This window comes from Enterococcus haemoperoxidus ATCC BAA-382 (assembly GCF_000407165.1).
GTDB lineage: Bacteria > Bacillota > Bacilli > Lactobacillales > Enterococcaceae > Enterococcus_L > Enterococcus_L haemoperoxidus.
On sequence record NZ_KE136479.1, the window covers coordinates 2,327,006 to 2,345,301 of the forward strand.

Genomic DNA, 18,296 nt, shown 5'->3' on the forward strand with positions numbered 1-18,296 from the left:
ATTTTAAAAAATATAGATTTTTTCTAATTTATACATAATTATTTAGTACAAATAATAACAAATAAAAACAGGGTTCAAGATATAACGGCTCTATACTTTCTGATGTTGGTGAGAAATCACTGGCATCTTTTTAATGCAAAATAATAGAAAAGACACCCTGATATCCTTTAGAATTAAGTCGACTAAAACCAATCAAAAGGAGGAAATCAAGATGTCCTATACAAATCTTATCAAAAATACCTTAGATATTCTAGACTTAAATATTACTTTTAATGAAAATTCTTTAAAAAAGGAACGAATCAAAGGACGAATCTGCCACGTATTTTCTGGTACATTGGACTATTTCGCTCACTCCTGTCATCATTGTGGTGCCAAAGAAAACGGATCGATTATTCTTTGGAGCTTTACAACGTGTCTGATTTTACTGAATGATGTCTCTGAATACCAAACATACTTACGCTTGAAGAAACGTCGTTTCTTCTGTCATTCTTGTGATAGAACTTTTGTCGCTGAAACAAGTCTTATCGAAAAGTGTTGCTCGATCTCGAAGAAAGTCAAGCTTTCGATTGCCGAGCGTCTACGAAACACTTCGTCTATGAGCGAAATTGCCCGTCAAAAGAAGGTCTCTGTTTCCTCTGTTTATCGCGTATTGAAACAGTTTTACGAACCAAAAAAAATCAATCGACTCATCTTGCCAGAAGTTCTTTGTTTTGATGAATTTAAATCAGTGAAACAAGTCGCTGCCTCTATGAGTTTCATTATGATGGATGGACAAACAAAGCAATTACTCGATGTCGTTGAAAACCGCCAGTTGCCTTTTTTAGAACGCTATTTCTCACGATTTTCTTTAGCTGTTCGTGAAGGTGTAAAATACATTGTTTGCGATATATATGCGCCTTATTTTTCTTTAATTAAGAAACTATTTCCCAAGGCTCAGATTGTTCTTGATCGCTTTCATATTGTGCAACACATCGGGCGAACGTTCTTACAACACCGTATTCAACGAATGAATACCTTTCTCCATCAAGGATCTGTAGAAGCAAAAAAATATCGTCACTTGAAGAAATACTGGAAACTACTTCAAAAGAATCAATCGAAGCTCAATTTTGAAAAACGCCAATGGCGTCCTTCCTTCCGTGCTTATTTAACAGAAACCGAACTCGTGGATCGGTTACTCGCCTATGATGAAGAATTAAAAGCGGGCTATACCTGTTATCAGGATTTTCTCTATGCCATACAAACAAGAGATTACACACGGTTTCATGCGTTATTAGAACAAGATTATTCTAGGCTTCCAGCTTATTATCAAACAACCATTACTACCTTTAAAAAAGTTCAAACGGGCATTAAAAATGCGTTGGATTTGCCTTATTCCAACGGACCGTTAGAATGCTTGAATAACCATATCAAAGTATTAAAGAGAAATGCCTACGGCTTCCGTAACTTCTATAATTTTAAATTGAGGATTACTTTATGCTTTGGTACTGTTCTTTTTCAACCAAATAGAAAAACCTAGAGGAATTTCCCTCTAGGCTTCATCATTGATTTAATTCTTTAGATTTTCTTCACCAACATTAGTTGACAAAGAGCCGATATAACTATAAAAGTTATATCTTGAACCCTTAAAAATCGAATAAACGGTGGGAGCAGCAACATATTCTGTCCCAACCTCATACTTTTACTTATTCTAATAAGAAATTTTCGATTTACTTTAAAATTTTCGGAATCTTTGATAACGCTTTTCCAATAGAATTTCGGTCTCCCATTTTGAAAGCTCAGAAAACTTACTAATAAGTGCCTTTTGGATCATTCGATTGATCTTAGGTTGCTCCAAGGATTCACCATTCATTTCTTCTGGAATCACTCGATCAATGATTGTTAATTCTTTTAATTCAGTAGCAGTAATTTTCATTAATTCTGCTGCTTCTTTCGCACGGCTACCATCTTTCCAAAGAATCGAGGCAAATCCTTCAGGGGACAATACCGCATAGATGGTATGTTCCAACATCCAAACTTCATCAGCTACAGCTAAGGCTAAGGCCCCACCACTGCCACCTTCACCAATGATGATCGCAATGATCGGCACACTTAAATCAGCCATTTCTATCAAATTTTTAGCGATTGCTTCCCCTTCGCCGCGTTCTTCTGCCTCAATACCACAATATGCTCCTGCGGTATTGATAAACGTAACGACTGGACGTCCAAATTTTTCTGCTTGCTTCATTAAACGCAAGGCTTTACGATATCCTTCTGGATGTGGTGCACCAAAATTTCGTTCAATATTTTCAGGTAAGTTGCGCCCTTTTTGGATCCCAACGACCGTCACTGGTTTATCCTCTAACGTTGCGATACCACCGACAACAGCTAAATCATCGCCAAAGTAGCGATCTCCATGAAACTCCATAAAATTATCAAAAATTGCTGCAATATACTCTAAAGTAGTATAACGATCCTGTGCCCGAGCTAAGGTGACAATATCATTGGCAGTTTTTTCCATCGTTATTTCCACCCTTTCATCGTATGAATCTTGATTAATTTACTAAGTTCTTCTTGTAGCTGATTTCTAGGAACGATTTTGTCAACAAAACCGTGATCTAATAAAAACTCGGCTTTTTGGAAATCATCTGGTAACTCTTGACGGATTGTTTGTTCGATCACTCGACGTCCAGCAAATCCGATCAAACTTTGAGGCTCGGCTATTATAACGTCACCATCCATCGCAAAACTAGCAGTAACACCGCCAGTTGTTGGATCCGTCAATACAGTAATGTAAAGTAATCCTGCATTACTATGACGTTTAAGTGCACCAGAGATTTTTGCCATCTGCATCAGAGAGAAAATCCCTTCTTGCATCCGTGCTCCTCCTGAAGCAGTAAAGATGATCACTGACAAGCGTTGTTCTGTTGCACGTTCAAATAAACGTGTGATTTTCTCTCCGACAACGGTTCCCATGCTTCCCATAATAAAATTAGCATCCATTACTCCTATACCGATTTCTTGACCATCAATTTTAGCTTTCCCTGTCAAAACTGCTTCATGTAGTTCTGTTTTTTCCTGCATCATAGCAATTTTATCCAAATAACCAGGAAAGTCTAACGGATCCTTTGTTACTAACTCTGTATCCCACTCTTCAAAACTTTTCTCATCTACCGTCAATGCTAGTCGTTCCCAAGCACCGATTCTAAAGCTATAACCGCAATAAGGGCAGACTTTTTCTGCCCCCATATCTTTTGTATATAGCGTACGTTTGCAACAAGGGCATTTCGCCCACATGTTATCAGGAACTGCAGGTTTTTTTACAGAAGACTGGTCCCCTGCGCGATTCGGATTGATTCGAATGTAGTTTTTCTTTTTAAATAAAGCCATACACCTGCTCCTTTTTAATTATCGCTTTCTGGTTCCCAATTTGGTAAAAATGTTTCTTGTAAAAAACTCGTATCATAATCGCCAGCTAAGACATTTTTATGCGTAATCAAATCTAGCTGAAATTCTGAATTTGTGATGATCCCATCCGTTACGATCTCGTGAAGGGCCCGCTGCATTTTCATCAAAGCATCCATGCGGTCATCTCCATGAACGATCACTTTAGCAATCATAGAATCATAAAAAGGTGGAATCGTATAACCAGAATACATTGCACTATCCACTCTTAATCCCATTCCACCACTCGGAAGCAACAAATTGTTGATTTTACCAGGAGACGGAGCAAAATTAAAGGCAGGATTTTCAGCATTGATCCGGCATTCGATTGCATGTCCTGTGATTTTAATATCTTCTTGTGCATATGGCAATTCTTCACCTGAAGCAACTTTCAACTGTGCTTTAACAAGATCGATTCCCGTAACCATTTCTGTAACAGGATGTTCAACTTGAATCCGTGTATTCATTTCCATAAAATAAAATTCACCCGATTTATCCATCAAAAATTCGATTGTTCCAGCGTTTTCATAATGAACAGCTTCAGCTGCACGTACGGCCGTTTCACCTATTAACTGACGTTTCTCAGGAGAAATCGCGATTGATGGCGATTCTTCAAGAACTTTTTGATTATTTCTTTGTAAAGAACAATCACGTTCACCTAAATGGATCACATGCCCATACTGATCACCTAAAATTTGAACTTCGATATGACGAGCTGGATAAATAATTTTTTCTAGATACATATCATCATTACCAAAAGCCGCTTTTGCTTCTTGCTGCGCTGAGGTAAAATGCTGTGGTAATTCTTCTTTGCTCATCACTTTACGAATCCCTTTACCACCACCACCAGCTGCTGCTTTGAGCATAACTGGATAACCGATATCATCAGCAATTTTTAAAGCTTCTTCAACGGAGACAATTACGCCAATGCTTCCAGGAATAACTGGTACGTTAGCATTTTGCATCAGTTCACGTGCGTTGATTTTGTTTCCCATTGCATCAATCGTTGCTGCTTTTGGACCGATAAAGGTAATATTGCATTCTTCACACATTGCTGCAAATTGACTATTTTCCGATAAGAAACCAAAACCTGGATGAATTGCTTCAGCATTGGTTACAATCGCTGCACTTAGTACACTCTGTACATTTAAATATGAATCAGCAGCTTTCGCTGGTCCAATGCAAATAGCCTCATCTGCAAGCTGTGTGTGTAACGCTTCTTTATCTGCTTCGGAATATACCGCAACGGTCTGCACTCCTAATTCACGACATGCACGAATGATCCGAACTGCGATTTCTCCCCTATTTGCAATTAAAACTTTTGAAAACATAGCTCACCTATCCAATCATAAAGGTCAATTCTGCTTCCGCTACTTTTTTCCCATTCACAGTCGCAGTTCCTTTGCCGATGCCGGCTATTGATTTTACTTTCATAATTTCTACTTCTAACATCAACGTATCACCTGGAACAACTTTTTGTCTAAATTTGGCTTTGTCGATACCGCCAAAATAGGCTGTCTTACCTTTAAAATCAGGCATAGACAATAATGCTACGGCACCTGCTTGAGCAAGCGCTTCAAGAATTAAAACACCTGGCATAACAGGTTCTCCTGGAAAATGACCTTGAAAAAAAGGCTCATTTATCGTGACATTCTTCTTGGCGATAACTTTTTCACCCACAACGATTTCTTCGACTGTATCCAATAGTAAAAATGGATAACGATGAGGGATAATTTCTTTTATCTCTTGAATATTCATCATTACACTCCCTTAGATACACGGAAAAGTGGTTGATTAAATTCAACAACATCTTCATTTTGTATCAAGACTTCAGTAATCACTCCATCGACCGTCGCGGTAATTTCATTCATCAGCTTCATCGCTTCAACAATACAAACCACATCACCTTTTTTCACAGAATCGCCAACTTGTTTGAAGTTTTCTTTATCAGGCGCCGGTTTTAAATAGACCACACCTACGATTGGTGAGATGATCTCTTCTGTATTTTCTGGTATTGTTTCGGTTTTTACAGCTTCTTTTACTTCTATTATTTGACTCGTAACTTCTGTTGTTTCTTGGTTCGTTGTATTATTGTCAGTTACTTGTTTTACTTCACCTGACGATGTTTTTTGTGTCACTTTGTTTTTATTCATATAAAGACCAAACGAACCTTCTCTAAGATCAAATTCAGTTAATGTCGATTCGTCAAACTGTGTTAATAAGTCTTTCACTTCATTGATATTCATCTTAATCCTCCCAACGTTTTAAGCAGAGTACTGCATTATGACCACCAAAGCCAAAAGAATTTGTTAATGCATAATCAAATTCATGTTTTTGACTCTCATTTGTGACAATATTTATTTCGATGGCTTCATCAAGTTGCTCAATATTGATCGTTGGTGGAATAAATTGATGCTGTAGCGCATTCAATGTTGCAATTGCTTCAATACCGCCTGTTGCACCCAATGCGTGTCCAGTCATGCTCTTCGTGCTGCTGACACGAACATTTTTAGCGGCTTCACCCAATGCGGTTTGAATAGCTTTTGTTTCTGCAACATCATTTGAAGGCGTGCTTGTTCCATGAGCATTGATATACCCTACTTTATCAGAATCAATTGCAGCCTCTTCCATTGCTAGTTTCATCGCCTTGGCCGCACCGCTTCCATCTGGTCTTGGTGACGTCATATGGTAAGCATCACAGTTTGAACCATATCCAACGATTTCCCCTAAAATCTTAGCTCCTCTTCTTTGAGCATGCTCTAAAGATTCCAAAACTAAAATCCCAGCTCCTTCACCCATCACAAATCCACTGCGGTCTTTGTCAAAAGGAATCGATCCTCTATTTGGATCTTCCTCAGAAGTAACTGCTGTTAAAGAAGCAAAGCCTGCAATCCCGATTTCAGTGATAGATGCTTCCGTTCCTCCTGCTAATAATACATCTGAATAACCATGTTTGATATTTCTAAATGCTTCACCGATCGAATTATTCGCTGTAGCACAAGCTGTAACTGTTGCCGTACAAGTTCCTCTTGCTCCAACACGCAAAGCAATATTACCAGCAGCCATATTTCCAATTGCCATTGGTATAAATAAAGGCGCCACTCTTTTAGGACCTTTTTCACGCATTCGAGTCACTTGATCTTGAATCGTTTGAAGTCCACCAATACCAGAACCTACTATGACACCAAAACGGTCGACATCGATTTGTTCCGTATCTAATTTACTCATTTCCATCGCTTCTAATGCCGCATAAATACCAAATAGGGAAAACATATCCATTCGTTTCGCATCTTTTTTGGCAAAATACTTATCGAAAGGAAAATCTTTTACTTCTGCTGCTAATGCAATACCTGTTTCACTCGCATCAAATTTAGTAATCGGACCAATTCCGTTTTTTCCAGTTTGTAAACTTTCTAAAAAGGTTTCTGCATCATTCCCGATTGGGGATGCCACACCATAACCTGTAATCACTACGCGATTCATTCAACCGCTCCTTTCAAGCTTGTTCATTAGCCGTGCATGACTAAACCGCCATCTACATTTAAGACCTGACCTGTCACGTATGGACTTTTCGCCAAAAAGATAGCTGCATTTGCAATATCTTCTACTTGACCAAATTTTTGTAATGGAATTTGCTGATTCATTTGTTCTTTGACTTTATCAGATAAAACATCTGTCATTTCAGTTTCGATAAAACCTGGTGCAATGGCATTACATGTGATTCCTCGTGCTGCAACTTCTCGTGCTACAGATTTTGTAAACCCAATGACTCCGGCTTTACTTGCCGCATAGTTGGCTTGACCTATATTACCAATCAACCCAGAAACACTAGACATGTTGATAATTCTTCCACTGCGTTGTTTCATCATTCGTTTGATTGCTTGTTGTGTCATATTGAAAGTCCCGGTTAAATTGATTTGAATACAACGGGTAAAATCTTCCTCTGACATTCTTAATAATAATTTATCATTCGTGATTCCTGCGTTGTTGATTAGAATATCAATTGAACCTAAACCATCAATTGCAGCTTGGATCATTTCCCCTGCTGATTCAAAACTAGCGATGTCTCCAGAGATCCCAACACATTTGACGTCATAAGATTCTACTTCTGCAATTAGGTCAGTGCTAATTTCTCCACGCCCATTAAGTACAATATTTGCTCCTTCTTTAGCAAAAGCTAACGCAACAGCTTTACCAATTCCTCGTGTGCTTCCTGTAACAAACACATTTTTCCCCTTAAGTTCCATTCGTTACCTCCCGTTTAAAAGAGCTTCAGTTTCAGATAGTGTTTTTCCATCCTCAACACGAGCTGTTTTCAATTCTTTATCGATCTTCTTGATAAAACCAGTCAATGTTTTTCCTGGTCCAACCTCTATAATTACATCAACATTCATTTTTTTTATTGTTTCGATACTATCAGCAAAACGGACAGCAGACATTACTTGTTTTTCTAATAATTCTTTTATTTCTGCTTGCTCCATTACTTGTGCTGTAGTATTACTAATCACAGGAATCGTCATTTCTGCAAAATTTATTTTTTCAAGTTCTATTGCTAATTTTTCGGAAGCAGGCTTCAATAATTCTGTATGAAATGGACCACTTACCTTTAAAGGAATCATCCGCTTCACACCTGCTGCAGTTAATAATTCTACCGCTTTATCAACTGCGGGCGTTTCTCCACCAATCACGATTTGCTGAGGCGTATTATAGTTTGCAGGAGAAACGATACCAATGCTACTTGCCTCCTGACAACATTTTTCGATCAATGAACGTTCAGCATTCATCACTGCAACCATTTTCCCAGTACCTGTAGGAGCAGCTTCAGTCATTAACTTTCCTCTTTTAGCAACTAATTGAACTGCCTCTTTAAATGAAATCGCACCACTCACCACAAGCGCACTATATTCACCTAAGCTTAGCCCCGCCACAACATCCGGCTGATAGCCTTTAGAATGTAAAAGACGATAAAAAGCAATACTGACTGTTAAAATAGCAGGCTGTGTATACATCGTTTCGTTTAGCTGCTCATTTTCAGTAAAACAAAGTTCTGCCATGTCGTATCCTAGAACATCACTTGCTTCTTGAAATGTTTCTTGAACAATGCTCTCTTGCTCGAACAAGTCCTTGCCCATACCGATATACTGAGCACCTTGCCCACTAAATATAAAAGCTGTTTTCATTATTTTACTCCTTTACTTTAAAAGCGAAGCGTCAACTCATAAAGTCAAATATATTTATAATTTATAATAGCCATCGACTACATTCAGTAGCCAAGACTTCTTTTGTCTCACTCATATAAGAATCAATAATTTCTTTTGCTGTTTCTTCTTTTTTTACAAGTCCTGCAATTTGTCCAGCCATGATTGATCCATGATCCACATCACCTTCTACAACTGCTTTACGCAAAGCGCCTTGGCCTAATTCATCAAACTGCACAAGGTTCGGCTCAGCTTTTTTTAGTTCAACTTTTTCTAATCGATCGTATTCATTAGTCAACTTATTCTTGATAGCTCTTACTGGATGACCAAAATGTTGACAAGTCACTGTCGTATCAACGTCTCTTGCTTTGATGATTCTGGCTTTATAATTTTCGTGCACAGTACATTCTTTTGCTACTAAAAAACGTGTACCAACTTGAACTGCATCAGCCCCCAACATTAAAGCGGCTGCCATTCCACGACCATCACCAATACCACCTGCAGCAATCACTGGAATTGTTAGCGCGTCTACAACTTGCGGTACAATACTCATGGTTGTTAATTTGCCAATATGTCCCCCAGCTTCCATTCCTTCAACAACAACTGCATCAGCGCCTATTTTCTCCATACGTGCACCTAATGCAACAGAAGGTATCACCGGAATTACTTTAATATTATGTTCTTTAAAACGATCCATATATTTACCAGGATTACCAGCTCCTGTTGTAACCACTGGTACCTTTTCTTCGCAAACTAAATCCACGATATCTTGTGCAAACGGTGATAGGAGCATAATATTGACTCCAAATGGTTTATCTGTAATTTTCTTGATTTTTTTGATTTCAGCTTGAATAACGTCTCTTGGTGCATTACCACCTGCGATGATCCCAAGTCCACCAGCTTCAGACACCGCTCCTGCTAAAGAAGCATCTGCAATCCAAGCCATACCGCCTTGAAAGATGGGGTATTTAATTCCGATCAGTTCACATATCTTTGATTGCATAAATTACATCCTTCAACCTATAGAATAATTAATCAAAAAAGGACTGGAACAAAACTCTGTAAGTTTAGTACCAGCCTTTCTAATTCCAACGAGCGGCGTGAAAAAAGCCAGGCTCTTCAGCAATTGTTGAGAATCGCACAGAGCCTGGCTCATCCAACTTTTTATTTTACCTAATCGCTTTGATTATTATGCTTTTTGTTTTTCTACGTAAGTTACTAAATCTTGAACAGTAGTGATACCATCTTCAGACTCGATTTTTATATCGAAAGCATCTTCGATTTCATTGATGATTTGGAATAAGTCTAAGCTATCCGCATCTAATTCTTCTTGAATGTTTGTTGTTAATTTTACTTCCTCAGGCTCTTTACCTAATTCTTCTACAATAATTGCTTGAATTTTTTCGAATACCATGTGTATATTCCTCCAATAATTTTCTTTTTTAGTTTATATAGTTACAGATTTACAGCGTTAAGAGTATCGAACCCCACGTTAAACCGCCGCCGTAGCCTGTTAACACAATTTTTTGTTTGGAGCCTAGTTGAAGGACTCCTTTTTCCACTGATTCATCCAATAACAATGGAATGCTTGCAGCAGATGTATTGCCGTTATGTTCCATATTTGTGAGAAATTTTTCTCTTGGAACTTTAAGTTTTTTCGAGATTTTTTCGATGATGCGTTTATTTGCTTGATGCAACAATAAATAATCTACATCCTCATCAATAATTTCCCGAATGTTGTTGGTTACATCATTCAATGAAAAGTCATAAATATCTCTGCCAGTCATTTGTAGATAACTTGAGCTTTCAGATGTTCCAGTATAAAAAGGACTCTTATTTTCTAAATAACCAGAAGTTAATGATCTAGCTCTTTGACCATCCGCCTGTAGTTTCTCCTTTAGAAAATGCTCTTCATTACTTGCCTCCAATAATACACCAGCTGCTCCATCACCAAATAATACAGCCGTACTGCGGTCTTCCCAATCAAGAACTTTAGATAATGTTTCACCACCGATGACCATACCTAATTTTTTCCCAGTACGAATTAATTTTTCACCCATACTCAATGCATAGACAAAACCAGTACAAGCAGCGCTGATATCAAAAGCAAAAGCCTGATTAGCTAAAATACTACCTTGAACAAGACAAGCAACTGAAGGTGTACCAAAATCTGGTGTCATCGTTGCTACAAGGATGAAATCCAAATCTTCAGCATTTTTCCCAGATTTTTTTAATAACTTTTCAGCCACTTTAATACACAAATCCGAAGTATTTTCATTCGTAACAATATTTCTTGAACGTATACCTGTTCGGCTAGAAATCCATTCATCGGAAGTATCCATCATCGTTGAAAGTTGATCATTGGATACTGCATTTTTAGGAACATAACGGCTCGTACAAGTTATTTTTGCATGTTGATTCATCTTGGTCCTCACTTTTATTTATATTCCTTTAAGAAATCATGAAGATTCTTCAATGCTTTTAATAAAGCTTGTTCTTCTGCTTTATCCATTCCGCTTAAAATTCTTTTGACCATTTCTCTATGGAAGTGCTGATGAACACGAAAAAGTAATTTTCCTTTTTTAGTTAAACCTAACTTAACCACTCGACGATCATCTTCACTTCGTATGCGTTCAACATAACCTTTCTTCACAAGATTATTGATTGCTACAGTCAATGTTCCAACAGTAATCGATAATTCTTTAGCAACTTCCGAAGAAGTCTTTTTCCTATACATTCCAATAGCTTCGATTGTGTGCATTTCAGTAATGGATAAGTCATTGAATTGTGATTTCTTCAATTCAGATTCTTCAATCGTCAAAATATCATTAAAGACACTGACAAGATAATCATTGACTGTTTCTAAATTAGGTTCCATTTGTGTGCACCATCCATATACTTTGATTATCAAATCATTTGATGTTCAAACTATATCGCATATGAAAAAAGATTGCAAGTAAAATATTTAATTTTTAATTTTTCTTAATGAAGAAATGAATTACATTCCTTGTTTCACTTTAATAAAATAGTGATTTTAATTGGTTTTTTCAATACTATTTTGCAAAAAAATTTCTATTCACATTGATTCTACTAGCCATTATTATATTTTGACCATCAAACTATTTATCATTTATAGAACATGGTTTGGGCTTTAAGTCCCTTTCAACTTCTACATAAATAAAAAAATCCTGTGGCGTACAAAATTGTACGCCACAGGATTTTCGATTATTTTCATCAATTTTGTTAAATACTTACTGAAATTTACTAATTATTGAATTAAATCATAAATTTCCATCGCAACAATATCAATATTATCAAATTGATAACTTTGTTGAGAATCCGTTTCAGTTAATTCAAATGTTTCAGTTGATTTATCATAAGTTACGATGCATTTTTCTGCACCTTCACGTTCAAAACGACGAACTTGAATTTCGTTGTCTGTTGCTTCAGTCATCGCTTCAAGTCGCTTGATAATCGCCACAAGTTGTGAATGTTTCATAAATGGGCCTCCCTTTAAAAACTAGTTCTGTACCATTGTATCAAAACATTGTCTTTCTTGCATGATTTTTCGTCATTTTTTTTAATTTTTTTGCTGTTCTTTAATTTTTGACAACTGGCTGTTTTCCTTCTGGCCACCAAAGTTTGATTAAAGCTTGTGTTCCATCGTTCTCAAAACCTTTGTTAGCAAGCTTTTCATAGAGTTCTGTAGCTAATTTAGTAGATGGCAATTCCAGATTCATTTTTTCAGCTTCATCTAAGGCGATCTTTAAATCTTTTATAAAATGCTTTACAAAAAAGCCTGGGGAATAATTTTCTTTTAAAATTCTTGGACTATAATTACTTAACGACCAGTTCGCCGCGCTTCCTCCAGACAATGTTTCAATAACCTTGTCTAAATCCAATCCAGCTTTATTTGCATAGACCATCATCTCGGTCATCCCTGTCATAGTTCCAGCAATCATGATTTGATTCGCCATTTTAGTATGTTGCCCTTTTCCAGAAGTACCATGTAATGTAAAAGTTTTACCAAATGTTTTAAAAATCGGTAGCACTTTCTCATAAGCAGCTTGCTGCCCACCAACCATGATCGTCAGTGTCCCATTTTTGGCACCTAAGTCTCCTCCAGATACAGGAGCATCTAAAGCAATACCACCTAACTCATTCGCCTTTATCGCTATTTTTTCAGCTAATGTTGGTGTACTTGTAGTTAAATCAACAACTATCTTATTAGTAATATCTTGTGAAAAAATACCATTTTCATCAAAATAAATAGTTTCAACATCTTTTGGAAAGCCAACCATCGTAAAAATAATATCGCTATTTGCTGTAACAGCCGCAGGAGTATCTTGCCAAACCGCCCCTTCTTGAACTAATTCATCCGTTTTACTCTTAGTTCGATTATAGACATTTACTTTCAACCCTTGTTTCATCATATTTGTGACAATTGCAGCGCCCATAACACCTGTTCCAATGAATCCAATTTGTGGCATAGTAAACTCCCCCTATTTTTAAATAAAAAACTTCTATTCTTAGTATAAACCAAGAATAGAAGTTTTACATTTATTTTCTTAAAGATGTAAATTTAACTTTGATCCGTTCGATAGACGCTGCAGCCTCTTTTTCTAAAGTAAGTTGATCATAGTATTTAATCATATCCTCATAAAATTCAAGCATTACATTTCCAAATCGAGTTGCTGATATTTCATAAAGCTTTTCCTGCAAAATTGCTTCATTTGGTTTGACCCCCGATTCAACGTAATCAATAAATGTTGATGCAAAGTCTGCATCTGTTTTAAATGTTTGTCCCAAGCTTACATGATCAAATAAATTATTTAAATAGGCATTCCCCTCGACCACGCAAGGAACACCAGAAGCCATTGCTTCAGTGTAAGTCAATCCTTGTGTTTCTGAAGTTGAAGCACTAACGAAGTAATCAGCAGCCTTATAGTAAATAGCAACTTGATCATTAGGTACTTCACCAATAAATTGAATTTTATCACTTATCCCTAGCTCTTCGCCTAAATAACGAAGCTTTTCAACATAGGGACCATCCCCTACAATAACAAAACGTGCATTTGGAAAACGTTCAAAAACAGTAGGTAATCCCGTAACGATTGCTTGAATATTTTTTTCGTATGAAATACGGCTTAAAGATAATAACATGATATTATCATCAGTTAACCCTAATTCTTCACGAAGAGCTTTTTTCATTTCAAGCGTAATATCAGGTCTTTCGAACTTCTTAATATCGATTCCCGTTGGAATAATTCTCATGGGTGACGTTACGCCATATTCTTTTAATTTATCAATAACTCTCTCACTTGGGCAAACTACACCTGTTGTATGATTTGCAAAAAATCGCGAAAAATACTTCACGTGAGTCGGACGAACAACTTTCCCCTTTGCAATATAATGTAAATAATCCTCATACATTGTGTGATATGTGTGGATAACAGGAACTTTAAGCTTTTTCCCAACCATTTTACCTAATAGACCCGCTCCAAACTCTGTATGAGTATGTATCAAATCTAAGTCAAGCTCTTTAGCAATCAAATAAGCATACCACATACCACGTACCACAATTCGACGATCTTTGAATGATACAAAAGGAACACTTGGCATTCGAATAACATCTTCCTCAAACTCTTTTGCGTTTGGATCAGTTGTTGTAAAAATATAAACTTGATGCCCTTTTTGTTCTAATTCTTCTTTAAGTGTCTTAATAGACGTTGCAACCCCACTAACTTGGGGAAAATATGTATCTGTAAAGAAACCAAATTTCACTTTGTTCCCCTCCATTAATTTTAATTTTCCTGATGTACCCTATCTTCTTGCTCTTTAGCGTCATTAGTTAAAACTTTTTCATAAACATTTTTTAACTCATGACCAATCCGCCCAATACTCTTATCTTTTGCAACACTATATCCTGCTTGACATGTATTTGGTATTTTATTTTCGACAAGTTTTTCAATTAGATTTGCAAACTCTTCATTATTATTCCCCATGTAACAATTTACTTTATCTTTAAGCCACCCTTTGTATACTGGGATATCTCTCACCAAAACTTGCTGTTTGCTAGCTAAAGCTTCTAATATAACAATCCCCTCAGTTTCTTCATAAGAAGGAAAGAAGAAGAGATCAGCTGCTGAATATGCTCCTTCAATGATATCCCCTTTAATATATCCAGGAAATTCTACATTTACAGGATGGTCTTCTTTGACTATTGTTCTAATCGTTTTAGGAATGGAATACATTGGTGTATGCCCAAACCAGATAAAACGATAGTTAGGCATTTCTCTAGCTAATTCAACAAAGTCAATAATTCCCTTTCTTTCGAAATACAAACCTACACAAATAATTACTTTTTGATTTTCCTTGATTTTAAAATACTCTCTAAATTTTGTTTCTTTCTCTTCAGAACGCTCAAATCGATTCAAATCAATCCCATTTGAGATTGAAGTAATAGGAACTGTTATTCCATAACCTTCTAATAACTCTTTTGAATAAGGTGTAGGTGTAATTAAATAGTCCGCCTTAGAATACAAGCTAACTAGGTATTTTTTTACTAAAGGAGAAATCTGATTTGATCCAATAAATGAATTTCTAAAATCTTCCTCTGTTGAGTGTGCATGGTAAATAACTTTTTTTCCGTTTTTTTTGGCTTTCTTTACCATACTATGACTGTTGATCCCATAAGTATTTATATGTAAAATATCGTAATCTGTACAATCAGCATCTAACGTGTACTCTATCCCTACTTCAGAGAGTGCACGCTTCTGATGTTCTAAGGCCCGCCCTATTCCAGACTTCGCTAATATTTTTTCACCTTCAAAATATAATAAAACCTTCACGATGCCCCTCCTAACTTCTCTAATTATTATAACATAGGTTAAAGAGTCCTAACTCAATCTAAAGTCTTAGTTCAATCAACTTATGAATATTATATCAAAAAATAGCTTAAGAAAGCCATTTTTCAACAAAATAGATCCTTTACATGACAAAACTGTTAGATAGAGATAATCTATTTTACCGATTGTTATCATTATTTCATCTTTCGTTTATTCTATCAAATAATAAAATTTATTTTACTATAAAATAAAAAAAGAACGAAAACTTATTAAGTTTTCGTTCTTTTACTCCGGCAGTAGGACTCGAACCTACGACATCATGATTAACAGTCATGCGCTACTACCAACTGAGCTATGCCGGAATAATTAGCGTGGCGACGTCCTACTCTCACAAAGGGAAACCCTTCACTACAATCGGCGCTAAGAAGCTTAACTTCTGTGTTCGGCATGGGAACAGGTGTATCCTTCTCGCTATCGCCACCACACTGGGTGTTGTTGCTATTCAATTGAGTGATTATTCACTCAAAACTGGATTGAAGTAATGTAATCAAACAGTCCGAAAAACTTTTTTATTTCGTTTCTTTGGTTAAGTCCTCGACCGATTAGTATTGGTCCGCTCCGTACATCACTGCACTTCCACTTCCAACCTATCTACCTGATCATCTCTCAGGGGTCTTACTTTCTTAAAGAAATGGGAAATCTCATCTTGAGGTGGGCTTCACACTTAGATGCTTTCAGCGTTTATCCCTTCCCTACATAGCTACCCAGCAATGCCCTTGGCAGAACAACTGGTACACCAGCGGTAAGTCCATCCCGGTCCTCTCGTACTAAGGACAGCTCCTCTCAAATTTCCAACGCCCGCGACGGATAGGGACCGAACTGTCTCACGACGTTCTGAACCCAGCTCGCGTGCCGCTTTAATGGGCGAACAGCCCAACCCTTGGGACCGACTACAGCCCCAGGATGCGACGAGCCGACATCGAGGTGCCAAACCTCCCCGTCGATGTGGACTCTTGGGGGAGATAAGCCTGTTATCCCCAGGGTAGCTTTTATCCGTTGAGCGATGGCCCTTCCATGCGGAACCACCGGATCACTAAGCCCGACTTTCGTCCCTGCTCGACTTGTAAGTCTCGCAGTCAAGCTCCCTTCTGCCTTTACACTCTGCGAATGATTTCCAACCATTCTGAGGGAACCTTTGGGCGCCTCCGTTACTCTTTAGGAGGCGACCGCCCCAGTCAAACTGCCCACCTGACACTGTCTCCCACCACGATAAGTGGTGCGGGTTAGAGGGTTCATAACACAAGGGTAGTATCCCACCAGCGCCTCCACCGAAACTAGCGTTCCGGGTTCATCGGCTCCTACCTATCCTGTACATGTGGTACAAACACTCAATATCAAGCTACAGTAAAGCTCCATGGGGTCTTTCCGTCCTGTCGCGGGTAACCTGCATCTTCACAGGTACTAAAATTTCACCGAGTCTCTCGTTGAGACAGTGCCCAAATCGTTACGCCTTTCGTGCGGGTCGGAACTTACCCGACAAGGAATTTCGCTACCTTAGGACCGTTATAGTTACGGCCGCCGTTTACTGGGGCTTCAATTCTGAGCTTCGCCGAAGCTAACCCATCCTCTTAACCTTCCAGCACCGGGCAGGCGTCAGCCCCTATACTTCATCTTTCGATTTTGCAGAGACCTGTGTTTTTGATAAACAGTCGCTTGGGCCTATTCACTGCGGCTGACCGAAGTCAGCACCCCTTCTCCCGAAGTTACGGGGTCATTTTGCCGAGTTCCTTAACGAGAGTTCGCTCGCTCACCTTAGGATACTCTCCTCGACTACCTGTGTCGGTTTACGGTACGGGCAGTTGTTTTCTCACTAGAAGCTTTTCTTGACAGTGTGACATCAGGAACTTCGGTACTATTATTTCCCTCCCCATCACAGCTTGTCCGTATAGAGTAAAGCATTTGACTCTACTCAAGACTTACTGCTTGGACATGCACTTCCAGTCGCATGCATTCCTTAGCCTCCTGCGTCCCTCCATTGCTCAAACAAAAACAACTGGTACAGGAATATCAACCTGTTGTCCATCGCCTACGCCTATCGGCCTCGGCTTAGGTCCCGACTAACCCTGGGCGGACGAGCCTTCCCCAGGAAACCTTAGTCATACGGTGGACGGGATTCTCACCCGTCTTTCGCTACTCATACCGGCATTCTCACTTCTAAGCGCTCCAGCCGTCCTCACGATCGACCTTCAACGCCCTTAGAACGCTCTCCTACCATTACACCAGAGGTGTAATCCACAGCTTCGGTAATATGTTTAGCCCCGGTACATTTTCGGCGCAGGGTCACTCGACTAGTGAGCTATTACGCACTCTTTAAATGGTGGCTGCTTCTGAGCCAACATCCTAGTTGTCTGTGCAACCCCACATCCTTTTCCACTTAACATATATTTTGGGACCTTAGCTGGTGGTCTGGGCTGTTTCCCTTTCGACTACGGATCTTATCACTCGCAGTCTGACTCCCGGATATAAATGAATGGCATTCGGAGTTTATCTGAATTCGGTAACCCGAGATGGGCCCCTAGTCCAAACAGTGCTCTACCTCCATCATTCTTAATTCCGAGGCTAGCCCTAAAGCTATTTCGGAGAGAACCAGCTATCTCCAAGTTCGTTTGGAATTTCTCCGCTACCCACAGCTCATCCCCGCACTTTTCAACGTACGTGGGTTCGGTCCTCCAGTGCGTTTTACCACACCTTCAACCTGGCCATGGGTAGATCACATGGTTTCGGGTCTACGACTACATACTCATTCGCCCTATTCAGACTCGCTTTCGCT

The 18,296-nt window shown here is 38.4% G+C and carries 17 protein-coding genes, 1 tRNA gene and 2 rRNA genes; 1 reads left to right on the top strand and 19 read right to left on the bottom strand.

Annotated features, from left to right (window positions below):
- Nucleotides 1-211 precede the first annotated feature (211 nt).
- The gene (locus I583_RS10720; protein ID WP_016249902.1) at nt 212-1,516 is read left to right on the top strand and encodes an ISL3 family transposase; all 1,305 of its coding nucleotides are present in this window, start codon (nt 212-214) and stop codon (nt 1,514-1,516) included.
- Between the two features lie 195 nt (nt 1,517-1,711).
- Here I583_RS10720 and I583_RS10725 read toward each other — a convergent pair whose 3' ends face one another.
- The 19 genes from I583_RS10725 to I583_RS10815 all read right to left on the bottom strand — a co-directional run.
- Nucleotides 1,712-2,497, bottom strand: a complete 786-nt coding sequence (locus I583_RS10725; RefSeq protein ID WP_010760454.1) for an acetyl-CoA carboxylase carboxyl transferase subunit alpha — start codon at nt 2,495-2,497, stop codon at nt 1,712-1,714.
- Between the two features lie 2 nt (nt 2,498-2,499).
- Nucleotides 2,500-3,366, bottom strand: coding sequence for an acetyl-CoA carboxylase, carboxyltransferase subunit beta (gene accD, locus I583_RS10730; RefSeq protein ID WP_010760453.1), 867 nt, complete (start codon nt 3,364-3,366; stop codon nt 2,500-2,502).
- Nucleotides 3,367-3,380: 14 nt separating this feature from the next.
- On the bottom strand, nt 3,381-4,751 hold the full coding sequence (locus I583_RS10735; RefSeq protein ID WP_010760452.1) for an acetyl-CoA carboxylase biotin carboxylase subunit: 1,371 nt from the start codon (nt 4,749-4,751) through the stop codon (nt 3,381-3,383).
- 7 nt (nt 4,752-4,758) lie between these two features.
- Nucleotides 4,759-5,178: a 3-hydroxyacyl-ACP dehydratase FabZ gene (fabZ, locus tag I583_RS10740; protein WP_010760451.1), complete on the bottom strand. Its 420-nt coding sequence runs from the start codon at nt 5,176-5,178 to the stop codon at nt 4,759-4,761.
- Between the two features lie 2 nt (nt 5,179-5,180).
- Nucleotides 5,181-5,666, bottom strand: coding sequence for an acetyl-CoA carboxylase biotin carboxyl carrier protein (accB, locus tag I583_RS10745; protein WP_010760450.1), 486 nt, complete (start codon nt 5,664-5,666; stop codon nt 5,181-5,183).
- 1 nt (nt 5,667) lies between these two features.
- Nucleotides 5,668-6,903 carry a beta-ketoacyl-ACP synthase II gene (gene fabF / locus I583_RS10750; RefSeq protein ID WP_010760449.1) on the bottom strand — a complete coding sequence of 412 codons (1,236 nt, stop codon included), beginning with the start codon at nt 6,901-6,903 and terminating at the stop codon, nt 5,668-5,670.
- Nucleotides 6,904-6,929: 26 nt separating this feature from the next.
- Nucleotides 6,930-7,667, bottom strand: a complete 738-nt coding sequence (gene fabG / locus I583_RS10755) for a 3-oxoacyl-[acyl-carrier-protein] reductase (RefSeq protein ID WP_010760448.1) — start codon at nt 7,665-7,667, stop codon at nt 6,930-6,932.
- A gap of 3 nt (nt 7,668-7,670) precedes the next feature.
- Nucleotides 7,671-8,600 (bottom strand): ACP S-malonyltransferase, encoded by a 930-nt coding sequence (gene fabD / locus I583_RS10760; protein WP_010760447.1) that lies wholly within the window; start codon nt 8,598-8,600, stop codon nt 7,671-7,673.
- 61 nt (nt 8,601-8,661) lie between these two features.
- Entirely contained in the window at nt 8,662-9,621 is a 960-nt protein-coding gene (fabK, locus tag I583_RS10765; protein WP_010760446.1) for an enoyl-[acyl-carrier-protein] reductase FabK, read from the bottom strand.
- Between the two features lie 186 nt (nt 9,622-9,807).
- Nucleotides 9,808-10,032 carry an acyl carrier protein gene (locus I583_RS10770; protein WP_010760445.1) on the bottom strand — a complete coding sequence of 75 codons (225 nt, stop codon included), beginning with the start codon at nt 10,030-10,032 and terminating at the stop codon, nt 9,808-9,810.
- 49 nt (nt 10,033-10,081) lie between these two features.
- The gene (locus I583_RS10775; protein WP_010760444.1) at nt 10,082-11,041 is read right to left on the bottom strand and encodes a beta-ketoacyl-ACP synthase III; all 960 of its coding nucleotides are present in this window, start codon (nt 11,039-11,041) and stop codon (nt 10,082-10,084) included.
- Nucleotides 11,042-11,055: 14 nt separating this feature from the next.
- Nucleotides 11,056-11,496 (bottom strand): fatty acid biosynthesis transcriptional regulator FabT, encoded by a 441-nt coding sequence (fabT, locus tag I583_RS10780; RefSeq protein WP_010760443.1) that lies wholly within the window; start codon nt 11,494-11,496, stop codon nt 11,056-11,058.
- Between the two features lie 390 nt (nt 11,497-11,886).
- Nucleotides 11,887-12,117: a YkuJ family protein gene (locus I583_RS10785; RefSeq protein WP_010760442.1), complete on the bottom strand. Its 231-nt coding sequence runs from the start codon at nt 12,115-12,117 to the stop codon at nt 11,887-11,889.
- 100 nt (nt 12,118-12,217) lie between these two features.
- On the bottom strand, nt 12,218-13,108 hold the full coding sequence (locus I583_RS10790; protein WP_010760441.1) for an NAD(P)-dependent oxidoreductase: 891 nt from the start codon (nt 13,106-13,108) through the stop codon (nt 12,218-12,220).
- 70 nt (nt 13,109-13,178) lie between these two features.
- A complete protein-coding gene (locus I583_RS10795; protein WP_010760440.1) occupies nt 13,179-14,402 on the bottom strand; it encodes a glycosyltransferase family 4 protein in 1,224 nt (407 codons plus the stop codon).
- Nucleotides 14,403-14,422: 20 nt separating this feature from the next.
- Nucleotides 14,423-15,469, bottom strand: a complete 1,047-nt coding sequence (locus I583_RS10800; protein ID WP_010760439.1) for an LTA glycolipid anchor biosynthesis glycosyltransferase, IagA/BgsA family — start codon at nt 15,467-15,469, stop codon at nt 14,423-14,425.
- A gap of 285 nt (nt 15,470-15,754) precedes the next feature.
- Nucleotides 15,755-15,828 (bottom strand) — tRNA-Asn (locus I583_RS10805).
- A gap of 7 nt (nt 15,829-15,835) precedes the next feature.
- Nucleotides 15,836-15,951: ribosomal RNA gene (rrf, locus tag I583_RS10810) — 5S ribosomal RNA — on the bottom strand.
- Between the two features lie 97 nt (nt 15,952-16,048).
- Nucleotides 16,049-18,296, bottom strand: a 23S ribosomal RNA gene (locus I583_RS10815); the annotation flags it as partial.